The organism is Streptococcus australis, from assembly GCF_015553625.1.
GTDB classification, from domain to species: Bacteria; Bacillota; Bacilli; order Lactobacillales; family Streptococcaceae; genus Streptococcus; species Streptococcus australis_B.
Window position 1 is genome coordinate 1 of record NZ_JADNGY010000006.1, and the last position, 2,190, is coordinate 2,190.

2 protein-coding genes are annotated in these 2,190 nt (G+C 44.6%); both read right to left on the bottom strand.

Features of this window, described 5'->3' with window-relative positions; genetic code table 11:
- Nucleotides 1-81: 81 nt before the first annotated feature.
- On the bottom strand, nucleotides 82-771 hold the full coding sequence (locus tag I2D56_RS06180; protein ID WP_195348200.1) for an ABC transporter ATP-binding protein: 690 nt from the start codon (nucleotides 769-771) through the stop codon (nucleotides 82-84).
- A gap of 1 nt (nucleotide 772) precedes the next feature.
- On the bottom strand, nucleotides 773-1,876 hold the full coding sequence (locus tag I2D56_RS06185) for an ABC transporter permease (protein ID WP_195348201.1): 1,104 nt from the start codon (nucleotides 1,874-1,876) through the stop codon (nucleotides 773-775).
- Nucleotides 1,877-2,190: the final 314 nt, after the last annotated feature.

Genomic DNA, 2,190 nt, shown 5'->3' on the forward strand with positions numbered 1-2,190 from the left:
CAGCCCTACTCAACTGTGCGGAGGTGGGACGACGAAATCGAATTCTAACGAATTACCGATTTCTGTCCCACTCTCTTGTATTTAATCAACCTTTTCTACCTTTAGCAATTGGCCATGTTTTAATTCATAAATGGTATCCACATAGGTCAGGATGGAGCGGTCATGGGTCACCATGATGGCACTCTTGTTTTTGGATTTGACTTCTTTCCGGATCAACTGGGCGATTTCTTGCCCCCGATCAGGGTCTAGGCTAGCGGTTGGTTCATCGGCTAAGATGACCTGCGGATTTCCGATAAAGGCCCGCGCGATGGCTGCCCGTTGTTTTTGTCCACCAGACATCTGATTAGGGTATTGGTGGTAACAAGCTTCGATGCCAAGATCTGTCAACAAGGCTTTGACTTCCTCTTGGCGTTTTTTCTTGTCCTTTTCCCCTTTTAATTTGGCCACCAGTTCTAACTGGTCACCGATTTTCATATAGGAGAGGAGCTGGTGGTCTTGAAAGATAAAGCCGAGCAATTCCAGCCGTTTTTGCGTCCACTGACTTTGGTTGAGACTGGTCAAGTCTTGGCCTGCGATGCGAATCCTCCCCTCATCCGCTGATAAAAGCAAGCCAGCGATGGCTAAAAGCGTGGACTTGCCAGATCCTGAAGGGCCCAAGATGGCGACGAATTCGTTGGGTTCGACGCTTAAATTCAGCTGGTTGAGGACATGGTGCATCTGGTTGCCATCGGCGTAGGATTTTCTGATATTTTCTAATTCGATAATGGCCATCTTATTCTCCATTTCCACCAATGACTTCGATTGGATCTACTTTTTTGATTTTGACAAGGGACAAGGCACCACACAAAATAGAGGTCAGGATAAAGCTAACCGAGATGGTGAGGTTGTCTTTCAGGGTCATAAAGGAAGGGACGCTATTAGGTAAAAATGGCGCCATCATAGTTGCCAAGGCAAGCCCTAGCAGCACTCCGATGAGGGAGATAATGGTGAGCTGGGATAGTTGGACATAGGTAATCTGGCTCATGGACATGCCAATGGCCTTCAAGACACCGAACTGTTTCAACTTCTGCAGGGTGAGGATATAGAAGAAGACCCCAAGGATAGCAGAAGAAGCGAGTAAGAGCACCCACGTGATCATCCGTAGCGTCAGGTTTTGAGCCTTGTAGCCAGGGATTTTATCGATCACTTGCTTCTTATCCGCCACCATTAAGTTGCTGGCTAGATCGTTAGAAGGGATGTTTTTCTTAGTCACAAGGGTTTGGGCTTGCCATTGATAGCTTGGATCTGTTTTTTGTCGCATGCCTGTGTAGGTATCCGAGCTGATAAAACCAATCTCGCTGTAGCCGTATTTGGCATTTTTCGCGAAGGCCACGACCTTGAGTTTTTGCTTAGAAGTTTTGTCGATCACTTGATCGCCGACTTGGATCCCTTCATCCTCTTTGAAAGAACTGTCCAAAATGACCTCGTTTTTCTTTAGGTCGGAGATCTTGAGGTCTGTATCTTCCATGATTGGATTGAGGATTTCTTCTTCGTTGTGATCGGTCGCGAAGTAGGTGATATCCAGAGTATTGGAATCCTCTGTTTTTGAGACGGTTGCCCGCTGGATGGACAAACCCGAATAGCCCATTCCCTCCATCTTTTGGACCTCATCTAAATCCTTCGTCGTAATAGTTGAAAAGGGGATAATCCCTTCTGAATCCGTCGAAAGGATATAGTGCAGCGACCCATAGTTATCGATTTGGGCCGATACCGACCGACCCAGTCCATTTGTCAGACCGGACAAAAACACCACCATAAACATGAGAATGGTAATGAGGAGTTCAATCAGGATAAACTTCTTGGGCTGGTATTTAATTTCATTCCATGCGATTTTCATATTCGTTCTCCTTTTAGCACGGAGGTGCTCAAGTAGCTTGGCACCTAAACATACTCTACCATCATACCACAAGTGGAGGGATAATATGGGGATGGTGTTTGATAGAGTGGAAGGAATCGGATTTGTTTACTGTGTTCAATTTATTTCTCAATTATTAATCGTTAATGTATACAAAAAAGAGATATGCTATAGACAAACAAAAAAGCCTTTTAAATCAAGGCTTTTTCCTGTTGTTTAGATGCCCCCTGCATGAATTTGTAAGAACTTTTCATATTGAAAATAAACAAAAATGTTGAAATATAGCTGATTTTAGG